This window comes from Hungatella sp. L36, assembly GCF_014288035.1.
Window position 1 is genome coordinate 90,448 of the sequence record NZ_JACOPC010000014.1, and the last position, 21,257, is coordinate 111,704.

26 protein-coding genes are annotated in these 21,257 nt (G+C 49.2%); 1 reads left to right on the top strand and 25 read right to left on the bottom strand.

From position 1 onward, the window contains the following. Nucleotides 1-95 precede the first annotated feature (95 nt). The 25 genes from H8S80_RS25785 to H8S80_RS25905 all read right to left on the bottom strand — a co-directional run bounded on the left by H8S80_RS25785 (nucleotide 96) and on the right by H8S80_RS25905 (nucleotide 19,469). Nucleotides 96-1,001 (bottom strand): cell division protein FtsX, encoded by a 906-nt coding sequence (locus H8S80_RS25785; RefSeq protein ID WP_117633014.1) that lies wholly within the window; start codon nucleotides 999-1,001, stop codon nucleotides 96-98. Next, a complete protein-coding gene (gene ftsE / locus H8S80_RS25790; RefSeq protein ID WP_117633059.1) occupies nucleotides 991-1,707 on the bottom strand; it encodes a cell division ATP-binding protein FtsE in 717 nt (238 codons plus the stop codon). The genes H8S80_RS25785 and ftsE overlap by 11 nt, the downstream gene beginning before the upstream one ends. Before the next feature lie 57 nt (nucleotides 1,708-1,764). Continuing rightward, a complete protein-coding gene (flhB, locus tag H8S80_RS25795; RefSeq protein WP_025532319.1) occupies nucleotides 1,765-2,826 on the bottom strand; it encodes a flagellar biosynthesis protein FlhB in 1,062 nt (353 codons plus the stop codon). A gap of 43 nt (nucleotides 2,827-2,869) precedes the next feature. Next, nucleotides 2,870-3,652: a flagellar biosynthetic protein FliR gene (locus H8S80_RS25800; protein ID WP_002605073.1), complete on the bottom strand. Its 783-nt coding sequence runs from the start codon at nucleotides 3,650-3,652 to the stop codon at nucleotides 2,870-2,872. 15 nt (nucleotides 3,653-3,667) lie between these two features. Next, nucleotides 3,668-3,931 carry a flagellar biosynthesis protein FliQ gene (gene fliQ / locus H8S80_RS25805; protein ID WP_025532318.1) on the bottom strand — a complete coding sequence of 88 codons (264 nt, stop codon included), beginning with the start codon at nucleotides 3,929-3,931 and terminating at the stop codon, nucleotides 3,668-3,670. Between the two features lie 16 nt (nucleotides 3,932-3,947). Next, entirely contained in the window at nucleotides 3,948-4,586 is a 639-nt protein-coding gene (fliP, locus tag H8S80_RS25810) for a flagellar type III secretion system pore protein FliP (RefSeq protein ID WP_390472970.1), read from the bottom strand. Between the two features lie 137 nt (nucleotides 4,587-4,723). Continuing rightward, nucleotides 4,724-5,098: a flagellar biosynthetic protein FliO gene (fliO, locus tag H8S80_RS25815; protein ID WP_002605076.1), complete on the bottom strand. Its 375-nt coding sequence runs from the start codon at nucleotides 5,096-5,098 to the stop codon at nucleotides 4,724-4,726. Nucleotide 5,099: 1 nt separating this feature from the next. Then, a complete protein-coding gene (locus H8S80_RS25820; RefSeq protein ID WP_117633015.1) occupies nucleotides 5,100-6,056 on the bottom strand; it encodes a FliM/FliN family flagellar motor switch protein in 957 nt (318 codons plus the stop codon). A 14-nt stretch (nucleotides 6,057-6,070) separates the two neighbouring features. Beyond that, nucleotides 6,071-6,958 carry a flagellar motor switch protein FliM gene (locus H8S80_RS25825; protein ID WP_029467113.1) on the bottom strand — a complete coding sequence of 296 codons (888 nt, stop codon included), beginning with the start codon at nucleotides 6,956-6,958 and terminating at the stop codon, nucleotides 6,071-6,073. Beyond that, nucleotides 6,955-7,806, bottom strand: a complete 852-nt coding sequence (locus tag H8S80_RS25830; RefSeq protein ID WP_117633016.1) for an OmpA/MotB family protein — start codon at nucleotides 7,804-7,806, stop codon at nucleotides 6,955-6,957. Before H8S80_RS25830 ends, H8S80_RS25825 begins: the two co-directional genes overlap by 4 nt. Before the next feature lies 1 nt (nucleotide 7,807). After that, entirely contained in the window at nucleotides 7,808-8,242 is a 435-nt protein-coding gene (gene flgC / locus H8S80_RS25835) for a flagellar basal body rod protein FlgC (RefSeq protein ID WP_002605080.1), read from the bottom strand. 12 nt (nucleotides 8,243-8,254) lie between these two features. Beyond that, nucleotides 8,255-8,611, bottom strand: a complete 357-nt coding sequence (locus H8S80_RS25840) for a flagellar basal body rod protein FlgB (RefSeq protein ID WP_002605081.1) — start codon at nucleotides 8,609-8,611, stop codon at nucleotides 8,255-8,257. Between the two features lie 16 nt (nucleotides 8,612-8,627). Next, nucleotides 8,628-9,008, bottom strand: coding sequence for a flagellar export chaperone FliS (gene fliS, locus H8S80_RS25845; protein WP_002605082.1), 381 nt, complete (start codon nucleotides 9,006-9,008; stop codon nucleotides 8,628-8,630). Nucleotides 9,009-9,024: 16 nt separating this feature from the next. Further along, nucleotides 9,025-11,877, bottom strand: a complete 2,853-nt coding sequence (gene fliD, locus H8S80_RS25850; protein WP_117633017.1) for a flagellar filament capping protein FliD — start codon at nucleotides 11,875-11,877, stop codon at nucleotides 9,025-9,027. Between the two features lie 11 nt (nucleotides 11,878-11,888). Beyond that, nucleotides 11,889-12,365 (bottom strand): hypothetical protein, encoded by a 477-nt coding sequence (locus H8S80_RS25855; protein WP_002605084.1) that lies wholly within the window; start codon nucleotides 12,363-12,365, stop codon nucleotides 11,889-11,891. Beyond that, complete coding sequence (gene csrA / locus H8S80_RS25860; RefSeq protein WP_025531624.1) at nucleotides 12,352-12,630, bottom strand: carbon storage regulator CsrA; 279 nt, start codon at nucleotides 12,628-12,630, stop codon at nucleotides 12,352-12,354. Before csrA ends, H8S80_RS25855 begins: the two co-directional genes overlap by 14 nt. Next, nucleotides 12,624-13,070, bottom strand: coding sequence for a flagellar assembly protein FliW (gene fliW, locus H8S80_RS25865; protein WP_002605086.1), 447 nt, complete (start codon nucleotides 13,068-13,070; stop codon nucleotides 12,624-12,626). Before fliW ends, csrA begins: the two co-directional genes overlap by 7 nt. Nucleotides 13,071-13,097: 27 nt before the next feature. Further along, nucleotides 13,098-13,688 carry a DUF6470 family protein gene (locus H8S80_RS25870; protein WP_025531622.1) on the bottom strand — a complete coding sequence of 197 codons (591 nt, stop codon included), beginning with the start codon at nucleotides 13,686-13,688 and terminating at the stop codon, nucleotides 13,098-13,100. Nucleotides 13,689-13,712: 24 nt separating this feature from the next. After that, complete coding sequence (locus H8S80_RS25875) at nucleotides 13,713-14,696, bottom strand: flagellin N-terminal helical domain-containing protein (protein ID WP_117633018.1); 984 nt, start codon at nucleotides 14,694-14,696, stop codon at nucleotides 13,713-13,715. Between the two features lie 10 nt (nucleotides 14,697-14,706). Continuing rightward, a complete protein-coding gene (gene flgK, locus H8S80_RS25880; RefSeq protein WP_117633019.1) occupies nucleotides 14,707-16,182 on the bottom strand; it encodes a flagellar hook-associated protein FlgK in 1,476 nt (491 codons plus the stop codon). Between the two features lie 28 nt (nucleotides 16,183-16,210). Next, nucleotides 16,211-16,657: a flagellar export chaperone FlgN gene (gene flgN / locus H8S80_RS25885; RefSeq protein ID WP_002605090.1), complete on the bottom strand. Its 447-nt coding sequence runs from the start codon at nucleotides 16,655-16,657 to the stop codon at nucleotides 16,211-16,213. Nucleotides 16,658-16,670: 13 nt separating this feature from the next. Further along, entirely contained in the window at nucleotides 16,671-16,973 is a 303-nt protein-coding gene (locus H8S80_RS25890; protein WP_002605091.1) for a flagellar biosynthesis anti-sigma factor FlgM, read from the bottom strand. A 268-nt stretch (nucleotides 16,974-17,241) separates the two neighbouring features. Continuing rightward, a complete protein-coding gene (locus H8S80_RS25895) occupies nucleotides 17,242-17,730 on the bottom strand; it encodes a late competence development ComFB family protein (RefSeq protein WP_117633020.1) in 489 nt (162 codons plus the stop codon). Next, nucleotides 17,723-18,496 carry a ParA family protein gene (locus H8S80_RS25900; protein WP_002605093.1) on the bottom strand — a complete coding sequence of 258 codons (774 nt, stop codon included), beginning with the start codon at nucleotides 18,494-18,496 and terminating at the stop codon, nucleotides 17,723-17,725. The genes H8S80_RS25895 and H8S80_RS25900 overlap by 8 nt, the downstream gene beginning before the upstream one ends. A gap of 127 nt (nucleotides 18,497-18,623) precedes the next feature. Continuing rightward, nucleotides 18,624-19,469 (bottom strand): pyridoxamine kinase, encoded by an 846-nt coding sequence (locus H8S80_RS25905; protein WP_117633021.1) that lies wholly within the window; start codon nucleotides 19,467-19,469, stop codon nucleotides 18,624-18,626. A gap of 552 nt (nucleotides 19,470-20,021) precedes the next feature. On the opposite strand from H8S80_RS25905, the gene H8S80_RS25910 reads away from it, so the two are divergent. Beyond that, nucleotides 20,022-21,032 carry a transposase gene (locus H8S80_RS25910; protein WP_117633022.1) on the top strand — a complete coding sequence of 337 codons (1,011 nt, stop codon included), beginning with the start codon at nucleotides 20,022-20,024 and terminating at the stop codon, nucleotides 21,030-21,032. Nucleotides 21,033-21,257 lie beyond the last annotated feature (225 nt).

The window sequence follows — 21,257 nt, forward strand, 5'->3', positions numbered from 1 at the left end:
GAAACGATAGATTCAGCATACTACATATATACTCCGGCGTCAATCATATTTTAAGCGGCAGGGAACCTGCTCCGGTTATCCTGCCGCTGATTTACTCACTTCTTCAATTTCCCCATTACCGAACAGCCCCCCGCAATTCCCGTCGCCAGCCCCAGAAACACAGACGCCAGGGTCAGTTTCGGAAACACCTCCGACGGCGGCAGCAGACTCACTGCGCCGCCATACAGATTAAGCCCGGCCGCCACCAGCTCCAGCCCCCAGCGGTACCCTGCAAACAGAAGAAAAAGGGGGATGCACATTCCTGCCAGCCCCATAACGAGACCCTCTACCAGAAACGGCACACTGATAAACTCTTCTCTGGCTCCCATCAGCCGCATGACTCTGGTCTTCCCCTTCTGAGACTCAATACCGACAGAAAGGGTATTGTGAATCAGCAAGATGGAGATCAGGAGCAGAATCGCCGCGCTCCCCGCAATCAGCCTTGATATGACCGTCTTGATACGCAGCAGCGCACGCACCGTATCCGCCGAGTGCGTCACCTTGCGGACTCCCTCCAGACTCTTCACATACTCCACGAAGCCCTCCTGCTGTTCGATCCCTCCGATGTAGACCTGATAGTGATTGGACGCCGCCAGCGGGTTGTCCCCATCAAAGATTCCATCCAGCACCTCGCCGTCCTTGAAGTAATCATTTCGAAAGCCCTCCCAGGCGTCATCCGCGGAAGTATAGACCGTTCTTACGACCTCCGGTCTCTTTCGGATTAACCCCCCGATCTCCTCCACCCGTTCGGGTGCTACCGTCTCCTCGAAGAACACGGCCACATAGACCTCTTCCTCCGTCTTCTGCAGCACGCCGTCCAGATTTAAGACTGCAATATAAAAGATGCCAAAGAGAAAAATACACGCCGCCATGGTAAGAACAGAGGCCGCCGTGTAAACCTTGTTATGCCATAGATTTTTAAAGCCCAGCCGGCATAAATACAGCCACGTCCTAAAAGCCATACATCAGACCTCCCCTGCTGTTATCCTTGATCACCTTGCCATACCGCAGCGCGATCTGACGCTTGTGCATGTATTTCACCAGCTCCTGGTTATGGGATACCACCAGCACAGTCGTACCCTGACGGTTAATTTTCTCCAGCAGGCGCATAATCTCTTCCGCGTTCTTCTGATCCAGATTTCCCGTAGGCTCATCGGCCAGAAGAAGGACCGGCTGGTTTACCACCGCCCGCGCCAGGGCCGTCCGCTGTTTTTCCCCGCCGGAGAGCTGTCCCGGATAACATCCGGCCTTTTTCTCCAGGCCCACCTGGCTTAAGACCTCCATGACCCGGCTCCGCATACGTTTATGGTCCGCCTCGATGACACGCTGGGCAAATGCCACATTTTCGTAGACCGTAAAATCCGGAAACAGGCAGAAATCCTGAAATACCATGCCGATATACCGGCGGTAACGGCACACCTGCCGCTCCTTCAGCTGCCTCAAATCGATGCCGTTCACCACGATATTTCCCTGGTCCGCCTCCGTCTCCCTCAGGATCAGCTCCAGAAGCGTCGTCTTTCCGGCTCCGCTGTTCCCCACCAGAAAGACGAACTCCCCTTTTTCAATCTGAAGGCTCACATCGTCGAGGGCTTTTTGACCCGTTCCATATGTCTTTGTCACTCTGTCGAATAAAATCATGGTGTTATCCACAGTACTCCTCTTTTCCATCACGGTTATCCACGAAATCAAATACCTTTCCCCGAATATCAATACCTTTCTCCGGGATCAGATGTCTTTCTTCTTCAGCTTATAAACAAATGCCAGCACCTTTGCTACGGTCTGGTAGAATTCCTCAGGAATTTCCATATCCACCTCAACACTGGCATACAGCCCCCTTGCCAGCGGCTTGTCTTCCATAATATAAACTCCGTTGGCCTCACCGACCTCCACAATCTTGAGCGCCAGATGATCCGCGCCTTTCGCCAGTACCACGGGAGCCCGGTTCGCATTGGAATCGTATCCCAGCGCTACCGCGAAATGGGTCGGGTTCCTGATGATCACATCCGCCTTCGGGACATTCTGCATCATACGCATGGACGCCATCTGGCGCTGTTTCTCCCGAATCCGTCCCTTGATCTGCGGATCGCCCTCCGTCTGCTTGTACTCTTCCTTGATTTCCTGCTTGCTCATGCGCAGATTCTTCTCATACTCCCACCACTGGTATAAGTAATCGAAGGCGGCCAGAAAAATAAAGGCGACCCCCACCGTGTTCACCAGTGACACCGCAGTGTCCCCGACGTACACGAAAGCCGCCTGTACCGTACCGTCCATCAGACGTGCAAACTCGTGGATTCTCCCCTCTATATAACTGTAAATCACCCAGGCCAGGATGGTAATCTTAATCAGCGCCTTTAAAAGCTCCACCACCGAGCGGATGGAAAACATCCGTTTAAAGCCTTTTAGAAGGCTGATCCGGTCCATCTTAAACTTCATGACATCCGTGGAGAATGACATCCTGGTCTGAAAGAACGTCGTGACCACTGCGACTGCCACTCCGATAAAAAGCAAGGGAAGCGCCGCCTGTCCGAACAGGAGCATGGCCTTTAACAGCTTGTCGGACAAATCGTCCGCCGCCAGGGGCGTCGTGGAGGCCGCATAAGAAAAGAACAGCTCCATAGCCGTCTTCAGCGTGCGGTAGATCTTGGGGGCCAGCGCATTCAGGGAATTAAACAGCACCAGCAGAGAACAGACGGCGATGACGTCGTTGCTCTGAAATACATTTCCTTTTTTTCGTTCGTCCTGCCGCCGTTTCGGGGTGGCTTTCTCAGTCTTTTCGTCTGCCGCCACGTTCATCACTCCCTTCTGTATACAGAATAAAACCTGGTACGCCCTATGATGCGAACATCATCATGACCTTCTGTACCTCACTCATCATCATCCCGTAATAGGAGTCAATAAACGCCCCAATCGGACGCGCGAACAGCATCATTAATAAAATACCCAGCAGAATCTTTGACTGGATATTAATAACAAACACGTGAATCTGGGGAATCAGCTTCATGAGCACGCCCATGGACACCTCCAGCACGAACTCCGCTGCCACAAAAGGCAGGGCCAGCTTGATCACCATCAGAAAAACACTGCCAAATATACTCACTAGATACCAGGCAATATCCTGAGTCACCAGTCTGGCCGCCCCCACGGGTATCACCTCATACGTATAGGCAAACAGCTTCACCGTCAAAAGATGGCAGCCGGTCGCAAAGAAATACAGAAAAAAGAACACATTGATAAACTGTCCTAAGATAGCGGTCTGGACACCTCCCGCCGGATCCATGACCTTGCCCATGGACAGTCCGAACACCGTATCCATCAAATCTCCTGCCACGTAAACCATATAGAAAAACAGCTGGAACACGCTTCCGATCACCAGCCCCATGATCACCTCGCGGATCAGAGCCTCCGCCATCTGAAAGGTGCTGTAGGCCTGTATGGCGGTAACTCCCTGAGCCGCCGCCGGCGCGATCACCAGGCTGAGCGTCAGCACCAGGCCGGTCTTCACCATAGCAGGAATCCCCCTCCTGGCAAACACCGGATGGACAAAGATCAGCCCGCCCATCCGCGCAAATACCAGCAAAAACACATCGAAATACTCTAAAACGCCGCTGTCCATCGCCTGTTCCCCGCGTTAGAGCGACGCCATGATCGCAAACAGCTCCACCACAAACTCGTCCATCACCTTAAACATCCAGGACCCCAGCGCCAGAAGCACCAGCGCAATCACCAGAAGCTTTGGGACAAACGTAAGCGTCTGCTCATGAATCTGCGTCGCCGCCTGAAAAATAGCGACGATCAGCCCCACGACAATGCTGACGATTAACAGCGGCCCTGCTATTTCAAATGCAACCATCATGGCTTCCTTCATCACTTCCATCACCTGGTCCGCAGTCATACTATGTACCCCCTCATCATCGGAATCCGGCAACCAGCGTCTTGATCACAAGACTCCAGCCGTCTACCAGAACAAACATCATAATCTTAAATGGCAGTGCGATCATGGTAGGCGGCAGCATCACCATACCCATAGACATCAGGGTGCTGGACACCACCAGATCGATAATCAAAAATGGGATATAGATCAGAAATCCCATGGTGAACGCTTTATTTAACTCACTCAAAATAAAGGACGGAACCAGCACCGTCAGCCCCAGTTTCATGTAAGCTTCCGGTCCTCCCGACACATCTGGTACCTCAGACTTTGAGATGGAGAGAAACAGATCCAGACTCTTCTTCTCCGTCTGCTTTAACATAAATTCCTTCATCGGCTCTTGTGCCCGGGTAAACGCCTCTTCCCTCGTGATCTCCCCTGCCTTATAAGGCTCGTAAGCCTGCGTATTCACCTTGGCAAACACGGGGTTCATGATGAACAGCGTCAGAAACAGAGCCAGTCCGATCATCACCTGGTTAGGCGGAGACTGCTGTGTGCCCAGCGCATTGCGCAGAAATGAGAGAACAATGATAATCCGGGTAAAACTCGTCATCATAATCAGCAGAGACGGCACCACAGCCAGAAACAGAAACAGGAACATGATATCCAGCATATCCATGGGCTTTCCGCTTCCGGAGCTTCCCTCCAGTGTCAGAGAGATATCCGACGCATATGCGATCTGTCCGCATGCCGCGGACACCCTGATAAATGCCGCCAGACAGAGAAGTCCCCTGGCAATTTTCCTTTTCCCCTTCATCATAAGTCTCTCCCGTTTCTCTTCTGTCTTCCGTCCTGCTGCCGTCCGTCTTTTTTGACCAGCGTTTTGAGCTGCTCCGTAAATACAGACGCAAAGTCCGGCGAAACCTCCGCCGGACTCTTTTTCTCATAAGTCTCCAGTTCCTCCAGTCTGGTGATACCGGCCGGAGATACTCCCACAAGCAGAATCCGTCCCTGAACATCGACAATCATCAGGTAGCTGTCCCGTCCCACTGCCAGGCGGTCCAGAATCTTCATATCGCCGGACTGCTGCCTTCCGTTCATCCCTCTCCCCAGCATCCTTGTGGTGATGTATGCCAGAACGAGAACCAGTATCAGTACAATCAGATAAAATAACACTTTAAGAACCGCCATATTAATCCCTCTTGCCGACTATCTCAATAATTCTTGCGGCAAACTTCTCATCTGTCACTAAAACGTCGCCTTTTCCTATCAGTTTACCATTGACCACCACATCAGCCGGCGAACCCGCCTGCTTATCCAGTGTCAGAATCTGCCCCTTCTGCAGGGCCAGAATGTCCTTTACGCTGCAGACCGTGCCGCCGATGCGGACAGACACGTCAAGCGTAATATCCCGGAGTTTTTTCCTCTCCTCACCGATGTTTTCCACCTGATTGTCCACAGGCACATACTTAAATTCCGGAAATGACACTTCCCGGAACGATACCGTCTTCTCTTTTTTCTTAAAAGCCAGATCCTCCGCCTGCACCGGTTCCTCTGCTGCCGTCTCCTGTCCCATGACCGGAATTCCGAAGATTTCCTGAAGCTCCTCCGTGGCGATTCCAATGACCTCGGCCGCCAGAACACCGTCGATCTCCAGATGGAGGCGGATCAGCACCAGCTGCTCCTCCCTGTCCCACCGGCGGATCGTATCCAGAATCCGTTCCGCACTGTCAAATGCCGTGACACGGGTCAGAACCTCGCCCATCTCACGCCCCAGGAAATCACCCAGATCATCCATGGCCGCGCCCATACACTGGGACGCCACCTCTTTTAATGTACTTAAAGCGATCTCGTCAAGCGGACTCTCCGTATTTACCGGCAGCCCCATAATAAAATTGGAGATCTTCACCATATCCGCCCTGTCAAATACGTACAGCTGCGGAACACGCAGCCCCTCAGCCGTCCGTTCTGCCTCGATCACCACATTGAAATGGGGCAGATATTCCACCAGGGCCTCCATATCCGTCTCGCCAAGCTCTGTCACCGTCGCCCTGGCATTCCTGCCAAGAAGAGAAGCCAGCGTATTGCAGACAGGCACCGCTTCCATTTCCAAAAGCTCTGTCAACGCTTCCTGATCCAAATATCCCATACTCTTCCTCCCGGCTATAATACCTTATTAATCTCGACCGCCTTGCGCAGCTTCGTATGGCCAAGCTTCGCCTCGAAGCAGGCCACGTCTTCCACGTAAATATCAATGCTGCTGTCCACTTTTTTATTGAGAGGCACTACGTCCCCCGGCTGAAGCTGGAGAATATCCTGGGCATCCAGAGAAAATTCGTGGAAAATCGCCCGCAGCTCCACTTCCGATTCCAGCAGATGCTGCTCGATATAGCCTCTCTTGGCCAGCTGCTTCGCCTCGTCCTTCTTCTGGCTGACTGCGTAGGTATACCCAAACTTCGAAGTCAGCTCCTCCACATTGGGCGCCGGCATCACCAGATTTAATACCGCCGAAAGCTTGTCGATCAGCACCTCCAGCTCCACCTGTATCACCACGTCCTCGGGCGCGCTCACCTGAAGCAGGTGAGGATTCGTCTGAAGGCCGGTCAGCGCCGCATCCACGTCCAGATATTCCTTCCAGGAGTCACCGATAAATTCCGTGATCTTTCCCAGCAAATACTGGAGAATCGCCTTTTCAATGTCTGTAAAATCACGGCTCAGCTCATACTCCGTGCCTGCACCGCCGAGAAGGCGTTCAATCATGAAAAAGGCCAGTCTGGTGTCCACCTCGAGCACCAGAGGAGCCTCATTATAATCCTTGTTGTCAGGGATTAGGGTAATCATGCCAAAAAGAGACCGGTCAGGAACTGAATTGCTGAATTCCTGATACCGTCTCTCCACAATACCCGTTACGCTTATTTCGCAGTAGGACTGCATCAGTCCCGTCAGATACGGTGCAAGAGCACGTGCAAAACTGTCATATAAGTTCTCCACCGTGCTCATGCGCTCTTTTGTAAATTTCTTGGGCGATTTAAAATCGTATGTCTTTATCACTGTGCTGTACCTTCCTGTCCCCCGCTCATATCTGCCGGCATGTCGACCGGAAACAGCGGATCCATCGTCTCCATACCGTCTATGTTATCCTCAGAAACCTTATATTCATTTCCCAATATGATCATGTCCACCCGGCGGTTCATCTCCCGCCCTTCCTTCGTGCTGTTGTCCGCAATGGGGTAGTATTTGCCGTAACCGCGGCAGATCAGCTTCTTCGGTTCCAGCCCGACATTCTCCTCCAGGTAGATCGCCACGTTATCGGCGCGTTCAGAGGAAAGCAGCCGGTCGTTGATCAGGGAATTAGCCGCCTGAGCCGTGTGCCCGTTAATATAGATGGCCATAATCTCATCCTGTCTGTCCCTCAGCATGATTCCCAGAGCCTCCAGCATGGATTTGCTGTTCTCCTGTAAGACCGCGCTGTCCGGGGCGAACAGCAGATCATTCTTAAACCGTATGTAGACCGCGTTCTCGCTGTCGGAGACAACGGCATCCAGATTCTCCACCTGGAAATACGACTGGATGTCCTTCGCCATATCGGCCATGGCCAGAGATGAGGCAGACTGTGATCCCGCTCCGCTGCCGGTGTTAAACTGGGAACCTTCTCCCTCCGGGGCATTGGCGCCCTCACTGATGCTGGGATACTTCAGATCCTGCGGTACATCCTCTAAGTCGCTGGTTGTCTCAATTCCCAGCTGACGCTGCATCGCCGCCGCGATCTCTTCCAGCTTGCTGATATTTACATTGGAAATACTGTATAGCAGTACAAAGAAGGTCAGGACAAGGGTTATCATATCCGCGTAGGTATTTAACCACTCCTGACCGCCTCCTTCTTCTCTTCGTTTCTTCATGTTATTTACCAATCTCCAGGGCTTTTAATGCCATGCTCTTTGCAATATTCAGCGCTGTCACATTGGCCTCATAGGCGCGGGTGGCGGCCATCAAATCCACCATCTCCTCGGCGCTGTTCACGTTCGGCATCATGACATACCCGTCCTCATTGGCGTCTGGATGATCCGGATCGTACACCGGAACGAGAGGATTCTGGCTCTCCACCACTTCCTCCACATAGACTCCGCCGCGGTCTGCCTTCGTCATAGCCTTACCCAGCTCGGACTTAAAATCCAGCTGATTTTCCCGCAGCACCACCTGTTTCCTACGGTAGGGGCCTCCCTCTGCCGTTCTTGTCGTATTCTGGTTCGCCAGGTTCTGCAGGATGATATCCGTGCGGAACCGTTCTGCTGTCAGGGCCGAACCCGTTATATTGAGAGAATCCAAATACCCCATAAGCCGCTCCTTTTATTTACCCGTATTGTTAATCACATATCTGAGCGTGGAAAGCTTTCCCGACATCCGGGACGTCATCGCTGAATACTCGGTGTACGCCTTCCATAAGTCCAGTTCCTCTTTTTCCACCTGTACGTTATTCCCGTCCGGCCTGGCCTCCGTGTCGTTATCTGTACCGACAACCGCCTGGTACACAGGACCGTTCCCATCTGCCGCCTCTTTTAAGACCTGCTTAAACTCCACCTTTTTCGCCTTAAAATCCGGTGTCTCCACGTTAGCGATGTTATGGCTGGCGACCTGCTGCTTCAGCCACATCGCATCCAGCCCGCTCTGCAGCGCCCGAAACGCTGCGTCCTCAAATAATGGCATATGTACGCTCCTTATCTCATCCGGTATGTCCCATCCGAACCTGCTTATCCGCCTGGGAAAATGCCTCCTTCAGTTCGGTAATCATGGGGAGGACTTCCTCCACCGGTTCCGGACTCTTCTTAATGTTCGCCTGAAGGATCTGATAGTTAAAATATTCATAAAGGGAAGCCAGCCCTCCCGACACCTCATACTGGTGATCCAGTGTGGTTGATAAGTGGGTGACGATAGCCTGCGCCTTCTTAAAATGGGCGTTGCTTCCTTCATAATCGTTCTGTTCCAGGCTCACGAGCCCCTTGTTCAAGCGGTTGATCACCTCGTCAAACAGCAGATTGATCATATCGCCCTGTGTCATGGTCATGACAGACTGTTCTTTATATCTTGCATATGGGTTTTGCATAATGATTACTCCTTTATCATGATGAGAACTGCTGGGTCAGCCAGGAGCTCTGGCTGTTCATGTTGGAAATGGCCTGCTCCATGGCGTTAAACTGCTTCCAGTAACGGGTCCTCTCCAGTTCATACTTGGTATTTAACTTCGACAGTGTCTCGGATATGCGCTTCATCTCATCATAGATCGTGTTGCTGGTAATCAGCACATCCTTGGTACCCGCGTAGCGAACCATGCTTCCCGGACTTCCGCTGCTGACATTCGCAGCTTCCTTGATCGCCTCCTGCAGCTTTACCGCGACGCCCTGCTCCTTATCCGTAAAAAGCTTCCGGATATTGTCAGCATTCGTCGCCACCATGGACTTTAACGTCTCCTCGTCGATGATCAGCTTGCCATTGTCGCGCCAGCTATCGGAGGTCTCGATCCCGATATCGTAAAGCGCAAGCCCCGCGTCCTCTACACTGCTGTAAAGCACCATTCTCATATCACTCAAAAAGCTGGAGACGTTGGAATCGTTATGAAGAAGCCCCTTCTTCGATTTTTCCTCCCAGAGTTCGATCTCCCGGTCGCTCATCTCTTTCTTCTGGGCGTCTGTCAGCGGGGCGTACTTCTTGTAGGTTGCCTCCTCCGCCACATAGCTGTTCAGCTCTTCAATCAGAGTGTTATAATCTTCTACAAAACTCTTTAAACTATCTATTATTTTATCAGTATCCCGAGACGTAGTCAAGCTAATTGGGGGGTCACCGGCACCGGTAGTGCCCGTTAATTCCATGGTAATTCCATCCAATTCAAAGGTATTGGTATTCCGCTCCATGGTAATGCCGTCGACGGTGATTTTAGCGTTTTGGCCAGCGGTGATTTGGGCGGTCATTTTCGGGTCGTAAGTATAAACAGACGTACCAAATAAATCTTTGATGTACTGGTCTGTCGCATCATCCGTGCCGGATATGGAGACACTGCCTCCTCCGCCTGAGATTTCCAGTTTTCCATTCGAAAATGTCACACTGGCTCCGGATGCAGCTTGAATCGCATTCACAATCTCCGTATCCGCGTTCGAACCGGACAGATCAATGACCTGCAATGTGCCATCCGGTGAAGTAATCTGAATGGATCCAGAATTGGGCCTGGGTGACACTACATTGGACTGAACGGTACGAGCCGTTTGCACCAAAGAAATATTTTCCGAACCAAACAGGGCTTTAAGCGACTTTTTCCCCTCACTGTCCGTTCCCGTAGAATCTGTGCCTGCCTTAATTTCCAGAGGACCGGAAGTTCCGGTAATATTAAGCCTTCCATCCTGGAAGGAGGCACTGACTCCTGCCACTGCATTCAGTTTCTGAACCAGTGAATCAATACTTCTGTTTAAATCAATTGTTACGTCTCCTGCGGTTCCTTTTACCGTAATTTTGCCCCGCAGCCCTACCGGATCAGACCCGGATAACAGGTTATCACCCGCGCCGAATCCGAGACTGGCCGCAAATCCTTTGGTCAAATTATCCGCAGTAAAACCAACCCTATGTTCCGCAGACGTCAACACCACCATATCGGTTCCAGGCACAGCAGGATTTTCTCTTGTACTAAATCGTACCGCCTCTGTCCCAAATTTCCGGTCCAGCTGTGAATTAATCGCATCTAAAACACTCTGTGAGGTCTCATATTTACTGTTTCCGGTTTTCCCCTCCAGCGTAATCTCTACATCTTTTCCATCGACCTGAAACACCAGCTTCTCATCATTTCCGCTGTTTAATACTCTCCTGACCTCGTCTAAACCGATTGCAGTGCTTCCCGTCAGCTCCTTTGAAAAAAGAGAGGACTGAACTCCGGTAGCTTCCACACCAAACATTGAAGTAAGCAGAGTTCCATAGGTCTGCTTCATCGTAATATTTGATATCGCACCAGTCGAAGTCGATTCCATAATAAACTTATCCGCCGCTGAAGAATACGACACTTTCACTCCCGCATCGCTGTTATTAATGGCACTGATGACATCGCTCAGCGTGGAATTATCCGTCAGCCCCTTGATTGACACACCGTTAATCTCAAACTCGTATCTCCCGCCCTGGGGTTTATTGGCAAAGTTCATATTTTTCAGGGAAGTTCCGTAATCGAGCTTATTGGAGAATCCAGTCCCAAATCCAAGATTTTTCACGGTATCCGCATCTCCTGAGGACTGAATAATCACTCTTCTCGAAGAGTCCACAGAATTGGAGGTTGGATTTCCCGCTGCATCCAACTGCACTAATTCCATGGTTCCGCTATTGCTTCCCGATGCCGGTGTATATTTCATACCAACCGCAGTACCGAAATTCCGATACAGCGCCTGGTTAATATTCTTTAACGTGTCCGTATCATTTGCACCTGCCGTAAATGTGATTGTACGATTCACCCCATCCAGCGTAGCGGAGAACGAATATGTACTGCCATTTGTAAACTGCCTTAAATCCGCGCCGCTGCCAACCGGTGTTCCGGTCACATTTCCCGCCGTTTTCACAGTACAGGCCGTGGCGAGACGGTCAATCGAATCAATCTTCATGCTGCTGACCGCATTTCCTGAAACCGATGTGACCTTGATATTCGACGAACTGCTGACACCGGTCATGGTATTGTATAAGCTGCTGCTCATCAGGTTCGTGTCGCCGCTTCCATAATAAGAGAAATACTTATCGCTGAAGGTATTGATCTTCGTTATGAGGCTGCGGTAGATATCCTGCTTCCACTCCAGCTGCTGTTTTAGTCCGGTCTGCTTGTCGATCTTGGACTGGGTTCCTGACAGCATGCTCTGTACCATGCTTTCCGTATCCATGCCGGAGGCAAGCCCCGCTATATAGTTTTTATTGCCGCTGTTGCTGACGGTATTAATCGATGACGTCGATGACATCGCGCCTCCCCCTATCTTTTCTGATTATAGAGCATGCCCTTCGCTCCCTGGTCCATCTGTTTTAAATATCCTGTAAATTTTGTATTTGTGTTGTTCTTCCTGATTTTCTCCTGCAGAAGATCCCTGACCCGTTCCATCTCGGCCCGCGCGCCGGGCTCCAGCTCCTGTATTCTCGATATCACACGGAAGATTTCCTGCCCCTCCGAAAAAAGTGCCTGTTCCTCTTCATTTAACGTCCTGAAATCCCATCTGTTCTTCGAAATCTCATAGAGCCGCCTGCCCTCCGGAGAAAAATGCTTCATCGCCTTCATCCGCTCATCAATCCCGTCTATCTCTTCGATCAGGCGCTGCCGGGCTGCAATCCCGGCCTCAAACTCTTCCGCCTCCCTGTATTCCTGCGAGGCGATGCGGCTGGTCTCCTCCTCATACTGAAGAAAGCAGGCTTTCTTCTCATGGAGAAGTTTCCGCATCTCATCAAGCATCTCCATGATTTTCCTCCTGCTTCTCTTCCTCTTCTTCGGCCGTCATTGCCCGTAAATTTCTGGACAGCTGGAACACCTTTAATAAATCGACCTTATCCGATGCCTCTTTATTATTCTCAACCGTCAAATACAGCTCTGTACGGCAGATCTTCATATCCTCCGGAGCCGATATTCCCAGACGCACCTTGTCTCCCTTTACCTCGGTAACGAATATCTCGATATCGTCGCCGATTTTGATTGATTCGCCCTTTTTTCTGGATAGTATCAGCATACGTCATCCCCCGCTTCCTCATTGAAAATGGGCTGTCGTATGGCGTAATCCTGTTCCAGAATCACCTGTACCGCCAGATTCGTCTTGTGGTTGATGATAATCGGGCTCTTTAAATTGACTGTAGATTTGCGGAAGGTTTCCCCTATGACCATGAGGACCCAGCAGTCTAAATCGTCCTCGGGCACTGCCTGAAGCATGATCAGAACGTCCTGCATGACCACCGGTGCGTAATCCCGCCTTACCTCTAAGGGATTCAGCATGATAAAGCAGACACTCTTCTGTTCAATCGACTGCAGCCAGCAGATTCCATTTCCCATGTTGGAATCATTGACCAGAACGAACTGGGTGAACTCCTCAAAGCCAAAGATCGGCTGCTTAAACGTTATGATATTTTTCTCTTCTATTTCGAGGATTCCAAAATCTCTTGTCTCTATCTTCAAGTTTTTCCCTCCGCATCTTTCACCATGTTATTCTTCATAAGCCGGATTTGCACTCGGCGGAACGTACATGGGCTCACCTATGTACTCGATATCCACTCTTGGATACTGCTCCACATTTACATTCAGCTCGCCTGGCACGTAGACCGATTCCGTCTTCTGTACCTTCGGCTCAAAATTCACGGAGGCCGGTGCGAAATCAATGGCCAGATCCGCCGGAGTCCAGGAAATATCCGCTCCCACGGAAGGGATAAATCCGATTCCTGTCGTCACATTCGTCTGCGCGAGCATCTGATTTTTCATGATATCCGCCACGGTGACCCCATCCTGAATCTGCATCATCTGGTTGCCGACTCTCGAATACTGGGCTGTCGCATCGGCGGCGGCTTTCAGCCCCGCCTGGGCCGCATCGCTCATCAGTCCCCTGGCCGTCTTAAATCCCATGCTGTCTCTGGAACGTGAGGTATCAATATTTACTTTAATATTTTCAGATTTCATATTCAGGCGCCCCGGGTTCTGTATGATGCCGATCTCCGGGTCTGGGATCTCGCTGTCCAGTCTGGCCCGCTGCGACGTCATAGACAACCTGATGGGCGTTGTCGTAATTTTCAATACATTCATGTTATGACACCTCTTCTCCTGATATTATTTCATGAAATCAAAAATCGAGGGTGGTATGATGCTGGATCCAAGCTGCAAAGTTACCATCCAGGCAGTTTCATAAGACTTGTTATTAACGGCCTCCGTCTCCACGCTTACCGCCTCCAGATTTTTCTGGGTCTCTTTGAGATTGACAAGGCCGCTCTCCAGACGATCCTTCGTGCGGTCTAAAAGCTTTTCCCTTGTACCGATCTCAGAGGTTGCTATCGATATATTGCTCTGCTTCTTCTTAAGCTGTGTGAGCGTGTCCATGGCACCGCTCTTATCTCCGTCCTTCAACTGGCCTTCCATCTTCCCGATCAGGCTGTACAGGTTATTGGGGAGTCCCTGATCATCGGTACCGTAGCCCAGCACATCGACACCCGATGTGGAAATCCGGATTCCGGTTCCCGCCGTGTTCGTGCCGCTGGCGTAGGTTCCGAAGCCAATATCCAGATAAACCGGTTTGTTTTCATTGAAATGAGTAGCCGGATCTTCCGGATCATAGGCGTCTACCGCCTTGCCGTTAAACAGCAGATTTCCGTCTGCGTCCAGCGTAAATGGCGCGTCGCCGTTTGCCGAACCGGAAAACAGGAATTTATCTCCATATCTGGCATTCATGGTCTGAAGAATCTCTTCCTTCAGTCCTCCCAGCTCCTCGGCAATCGCATCCAGACTGTCCTGGCTGCTGGCGCCGCCCGCCCTGGTTGCCTTCTCGAAAACGGTCTCCAGTATTGAATTAATTGTTGCAATATTGGAATCCGCCGTGTCCAGCTCTCCCACTGCATTTTTTACTGTATTGATATGTTCTTCGCTCCTGGCGATCTGATCACGCACGGTAAATGCCTTGGCTGCGGCGGCCGGGTCCTCGGAAACGTGATTATACTGCCTCTGAGAAGTCAGCTTCAGGTTTGAGGACGCCAGATTCGCTACATTTCTCTGGAGATTCCTGTTATACATTGCCGTCATCATATTTTCTGTAATTCTCATATGCCCCTCTTTACCTTCCTACCAACCCCATCTGGTTGATAATCATATCCAGCTGTTCATCCATGGTTGTCATCAGTCTTCCCAGTGCCGAGTATGCCTTGTTATAGGTCATCATGTTAATGCCTTCTTCGTTCAGTGACACTCCCGATACTCCCATGCGGTCCGATTCCACGCTCTCCGCAATTGCAAGAGACGCCTTAAGCCTGGAGTCATTGGTCTTTTTATCGGTTCCCAGTGTATTGGTGTATCCTGTGATAAACTCACTGAAGGTCCCCGTGAATTTGTCACTGCCTTCCCCGAACTCAAAATCCTTCTCCAGAGCCGCTTTCATGGCGAGAATATCCTCATTATCGAGATCTCCATCCGGATTCTTTTTTCGGATAATATAGGCGGAATCCTTTGTCCACATATCACTGATCCGGATATTGCCGGCGCTGACCTTTCCATTAAAATCCCCCTGGATAAGCGTCTTAAACGGTCCCGGCTTATTCGGATCATCCTCGTGAACCATGCTGTTAAATACATTTGCCATGGTCTGCGCGAAATCGTCCAGTTTGCGCTCATAGTAGGGAATTCCTGCGTTCAATGAATTATTGCCGGTCAGCATATCTTCGAATCCCCTGATCGCTCCGGCCCCCAGATTGGCCGTCGTCCCGTCTCCCCAGGAAAGCGAGGTTCCGTCCAGTCCGATTCTCACCGCATCGTTGCTGTAATTTCCGCCGTTGGCGTCGACCACCAGCTTCCCGCCCAGCTTCACCTGAATTCTTCCCTGATCCAGTGAAATGACTTCCAGCTTCCCGTATCGTGACAAATCGTCGAGAATGGTATTTCTCTGATCCAGAAGATCATTCGGACCGTAGTTCACGCCGTCGTAATCGTCGTTGACAAATATCTCGTGGGCGATGGACTTATTCAAATCGCTGAGCTGTTTTAACTTCGTGTTAATGTCATCCACAGCGATAGACAGATCATTTTTCGTCATTTCCTCCAGACTCTTTAAGTTGGTATCGTATTCATTCAGCACCTGGGTAATGCCCTTAAATGCATTCAGCACGATATTGGCGTTGGTCTCCTGGTACGGATGCTGGCTGAAATCCGCCAGCGCCTGAGAAAGCACGGTAAGTGCATCCTTGATACCGGTCCCTTCCACCTCCGGATCACTCAAGATACCTTCCATCTGCTCCATAACAGCGGCCTTCTGGTCAAAATAACCCACGTCCGAATACTGCTCCCGGAATTTCGTGTCCAAATAGGGATTTCTGATCTGGCTCACACCGCTTGCGTCCACGCCCTGGCCAGCCAGCGGTATGGAGCTGTACTGGAACCTGTCGCTTCCGTAAACCTGTACGGAAACGGTATCGAGACGCTGTCTCGTATAGCCCTTTGTATTGATATTGCTGATGTTGTTGCCAATGATATCGAGAGCCTTCTGGTTCACCATCAGCCCGCGTTTGGCCGTTTCCAGCCCCATAAATGTCGGTCTCAATTCTTCACTCTCCTATACCGGTCCCCCATCAGACCTTTTTCTCAAACCGCTGGCCTTTGGGTCCCACCGTCTTCCCGTAGATGCCGGTTGGATTTCCCACCATCCGCGCGTCCAGTCCCATCTTCTCCAGTTCCGACTTTGCCAGGCTTTCCGCCTTTTCATTATAAAAACGGATATTACCGATCGCCCCATCCAAACGCCGGTATAAGTCTGTCAGCTGCTTCCGTTCCTCTCCGCCGCACGACTCCGCGACCTCCTGCAGCGTCTTTCCGGTAAGCCCCATTCTCTCAAACAGTTCCTGACGTCTCTGCTCCATATTCTGAAGCTGTTTATCCATAGCCTGCTGCATCATGATGGATTCCTCGATCTTGTCAAGTTCCTTTGTCATCAGAAGCCCCAGTTTTTCCACCTGCTTCTGTTCCATTTTTTCAAGCATTTCTGTATATTCCGTCAGAAAACGAATTATCTCTTCCAATTTTTTTCCCTCTCTATAAACCGCTCATCAGCCTTTTCGCAATCTGTTCCGCCGACACCTGGTACGTGCCTTCGGACACCTGCTGTTTTAACGCCGCGATCTTATCCGCCGGGGCGCCCTCGTCCATGGACTTCCTAAGCGTCGCCGCAAATGACGATGCTTCGCTCTTTTTCGCGCCATCACTGCTGATGCAGATGGCGTCACCACGCATTTTTTTATCGGCCGATGCCGGGACAGAAACGGATTTTTCTGCATGCCTGCCACTGTTTACCGCGTTTTGATAAACGGAATAATTCCTCGTAACCTTCACATCCATATCCCCGACTTCCTTTCTCTCACTGATTGTTCTGCTAACTCTATAATATTTATCGGACGGTATCCCGGAAACTTTATAGTTTGAGGGATATTTTTTTAGATTTTTTGAATTTATTGGCGGGTTGACGTACTTTTATGAATAAAAAAACGAACCTGCTGCTGCGGGAGGGCTCTGAGAATGAATTCTAAGGCCGGCGCCGTTTGACTGGTTCGTTTTTGAGATAGTTTGGTTTAGTAAGGTTTTATAGGATAGTTTGTTTTAAAGTGGTTTAGTGGCGAGGTTCCTTTTTCACCATCAGGATTGCCTGAATCAGTGCGCTGGTCACCTCTGAGGCGAACATCTCCTCATTCTTTCTTCTGCGTTCGTCATCCTGTTCATTCATAACCACATAGTGCGGTTTCAGGCGGTTCAATGCCAGCGCAGCAATATCTTTTTTGCACTTATCGCATTTGCAGCAGTTAAAGCGGTCGAGTGTCGCATCCAGCTTCGATATCACCAGTTCCTCCATCAGGTTGACCAGAACCATATTTTGTTCTACCTTTACCGGCATGGAAACAGCTGGCCGGCGAATAGCCTTCGCCATACTGGCGGCAGTCGGAACGGGAGGTATATTTCCCATAAGACCGGCAGCTCCCGCTTCCATGGTGACGGCGCTTTCATCTGCCCCGTCAACGACATTTCCTCCCTTTTTCGCGGCAGAAGGCATAATCTTCCGGTACATCATCTCTTTATCTATTTCTGATCTGCTCTTAGCCATTTGCTTCAAGCCCCCTTTGGAAGAGTTCGTCCGCCAGTTTCTCATAGTCCTTTACTGCATTACAGGCAGGAGCATATTCCAGCACTGATTTCTGCAGCGACTGGGCTTCACGAAGTGCCACACTTTCCCGGATGTAGGCGTTCATGACCGGGAAATCCAAATCAGCAGCCACCATATTAAGCGTGCCTTCCACTTCTCTGCTGAACCGGGTTCTCGGGTTATGCTTCGTTAAAAAAGCCCCTAAAACCTTTATATCGGGATTACAGTAGCTTCTCACCCGTTCAATTGTCTCGTTTAACTGCATAATTCCCTGCAGGCTGAAAATGTCCGACAGCATCGGCATCAAAATATAATCAGCTGCTGTAAATGCATTTACCGTCAGAATTCCCAATGCCGGAGGAGAATCAATAAATATGTAATCGTAATAGGGCTTCAGCGAATCCAGGGCCATCTTCAAAAGGAACTCTCTTCTTGCCCCTGTAAATTCAAGTTCAATACTGCTGAGCAAAATATTGGAAGGAATCAGGTCCACCAAAGACGATTTCTGAACCGCATACTTAGGCTTTAATTCTCCCTTCAAAACATCGTAAATCGTTGCACAGCCATCTGTTTCAGCGCCCATACTGAAACTTAAATTCCCCTGTGGATCCATATCCACCGCCAGTACCCGGTAGCCTTTTGACTTAAATACCGAGGCCAGCACATACGCCGATGTCGTCTTACCGACACCGCCCTTTTGATTTGACAACGCAATGGTAGCTGCCATGAGAATTCCCCCATAACTTACAATTTTCCACACAATATGACATTATTGTTATTATAGCAAGAAACAGGAAAACATACAATTGGATTTTTCTTCCGGTAAGAGGTATTTACCGCTTGTTTTGGCACACTTATACTTCCTTCAGGTGTTTCTCCAGCATTTCGCACAGCCTCGGAATCTGAGACTCAAACTCCACGCCATACCATCTGGAGCTGCCGGAAGCAGCGGTTGCCTCAATACATAGAACGACAAAATCTGCAGCCAGTGCCAACGCGCTCGCAAGGCTCAATCCACGCATTACACCGCCCAATACCACAGATGAGTAAAGATCACCAGTTCCATGGTAACTTTGAGGACAACGATGAGTAAAGTAGGAAAAGCTCTCTCCGTCACGATTCAGATAGGCCACTCCCAATTTTTCAGGTTCAAAGCTGACACCGGTCAGAACAGCAGTTTTACATCCCAGTTCCAACAGCCGCTCCAGCATTTCCCGAATATAAGCCTCATCATAATCCGTACGATAAGGCATACCAGTAAGCAGACTGGCCTCCGTAATATTGGGCAGAATCACTTCCGCCTTCGCGCAAACCTTCGCCATAGCCGTTGGAAAATTCTCATCAAATGCAGGATATAGCTTTCCATTGTCCGCCATAGCCGGATCAACCAGCACCAGATTATCCCCAGTGGCAAACTGATCAAAGAAATCGCAAATCTGCCCGCACTGTTCCGCAGATGCAAGGTAACCGGTATAAATACCATCGAATGAAATCTGTTCCGTCTTCCATGCCTGGGAGATCGGCGCAATCTGATCGGATAAGTCCTTACAGGTAAAATTCTTAAACATCGTATGCGTGGACAACACCGCCGTTGGGAGGATACCGCATTCCACTCCCATAGCAGAAATAACAGGAAGCGCAACGGTAATAGAACAGCAGCCAACACAGGATATATCCTGTAGAGTAATAATTCGTTTCATTTATCAAATCCTCCTTATATGTATTCTTATTACAGTGAAGTATAACAAATATTGGACTGGTCATAAATACCCAGAGCGTATGAAAATAACCAGTCCAGTTATAGCGGCGGCCTGCAGGAATAGAAAAATTAAATGTTGAGAGGAGAGATGCGCTGATGGGCAGATAGGCAGATGAGAAATGATAGATAATTCCAGAAATTTGAAATATAGCACGATAATATTTTCACTCTAAATATAGGAAAAAATAAAATGTCTTATAAAATTACGTTTAAAATAATAACAAAAGCCATTGTATTTTACTCTTAATTATGGTATAATATACTTATGTTTACATTATCTTTGGCATTTCATCTGCCAAATACACAAATCATGATATTTCATATACCGGCAGTATCGCCGGGTATTTTCAAAAATGGTTACTGGGAAAAGGCCCGCTGACAGCTGCATTTTACGGTATTTTATAAAACAAAACCAGAAAATGTTTTTATTTTGCTTGCCATGTGCCAGGAGTCTGCCGATCTATTTCCCTGCCAAACAGGAAAGGGGAATTCTATGGGGCAAAAGGATATTTCTCTGGTTCGTTACTTTGAAGACGAGGACCGCTATGCGGATTTAATTAATGGCTTTATATTTGGCGGAGAACGGGTTGTTTCGGGCGCTGATATCCAGGAGCTGGATTCCCGTATAACAGGATTTTTATCAAAAATCAAAGACGGATTTAAGATTCAGAAATACCGGGATTCTGTAAGAAAAGTAGTATTGGGTCTGGGATTTGCCATCATTGGCCTTGAAAATCAGGATCGAGTGCATCACGCCATGCCCATTCGAATTATGCTGGAAGACGCAGCTGGTTACGATAAACAGATGCGTCGAATCCAGAAGCATCACCGGAACAGAAAAGATTTACATGGCGATGAATTTCTGGGCGGCTTCTCTATCCGCGATAAGGTTTACCCAGTCATCACCATCTGCATTTATTATGGTGACAAACCTTATGATGGTGCGAAAGAACTCTATCAAATCATGGAATACGAAACCTTGCCGGATAAACTGAAAGTTTTCTTAAACAATTACAAAATACACGTCCTCGAAATCAGAAGTTTTCATGATATCGATCGATTTAAAACCGATTTACGTGAAGTATTCGGATTTATTCAACGCTCCGGCGACCCTGCTGAAGAACAAAAATTTACATTTGAGAACAAAGAAAGGTTTCAAAAAATGGACGAGGAGGCCTTTGACGTCATAACAACGGTAACCGGTTCGAAAGAACTGGAACTTATGAAGAATGAATATAGGGATGAAAGGGGGAAAATCAATATGTGTGAGGCAATACTGGGAATGATTGAGGCGGGAAGAGTGGAGGGACGGACTCACGGAGAAGCTAAGATTGTAGCTATAATCAGGAAAAAATACATTAAGAAGAAAAATTTACAAATTATCTCTGATGAACTGGAACTGGATTACTCCTATGTAAAAGAAGTGGTAGACTTGATTCATGAGCATCCGGACTGGACAGACTTGCAGATAGGGGAAATGCTGATAATGCATAATAATTTTTAAATAGACTGGATAACCCAAATATATCATAGGAATATCAATTAACTTTGACATGTAATATTTAAACATATAGTATATCAGAAAAACAGCATTTATGTTTATCTCACTCTGATGTAAAAGTATTTAAACAATAATAATCCTCAAAACGGGAGCTGCCTGTTTTAAACAAACCACTCCCGTTTTTAGGATTATAATAATACGATTAAACTATAGTTCACATTCCTGTTA